The sequence below is a fragment of the Streptomyces sp. AC627_RSS907 genome (assembly GCF_019049165.1).
Window position 1 is genome coordinate 1 of sequence record NZ_JAGMUE010001415.1, and the last position, 558, is coordinate 558.

The 558-nt window shown below is 71.7% G+C and carries 1 pseudogene; it reads left to right on the forward strand.

What is annotated here, in order from left to right:
* Window positions 1-363 precede the first annotated feature (363 nt).
* A pseudogene (locus KUM32_RS42195) lies at window positions 364-558 on the forward strand (PucR family transcriptional regulator); the annotation flags it as partial.

The following is a 558-nucleotide window of genomic DNA, read 5'->3' on the forward strand; positions in this document are numbered from 1 at the left end:
GGTCCGGACGGGCAAGGAGTGCGGAGCACGAACGCGGAGCACGAACGCAGAGCACGAGCCACACGGAGCACGGAGCACGGAGCACGGAGCACGGAGCACGGAAGCATGAAAAACGGGGAGCGCGTGGAACACCTGAAGCATGCGCGGTGCCGGAGCGCCGCGTGAACGTCGCGACCGCACGACCAGCCGAGCGCGGCTGACGCGACCGGGAACCGGAGGGCACGGCGACCGGAGCCGTCGTTCCCCGCTCCCCCACCCACCACCTCCCCCGCACGCTCCTCGGGCGGCATACCCGCCCGAGAGGCGCGGGGGTTCATCCAGACACCTCGAAAGCCAGCCACCTCGAAGGGGGCCACGCGGCGGATGCGCGGCGACTACCAGCAACTCGTGGACGAGATCTCGGCGACCCTGGGCGCCCCCGCGACCCTGGAGGACCGGGACTTCGGGCTGATCGCGTTCGGGGTGCACGACAGCGACGACGACCTGGCCATGGACCCGGTCCGGACCCGGTCCATCCTTCAGCGCCGTTCGACGGCGGCGGTCCGGGCGTGGTTCGAG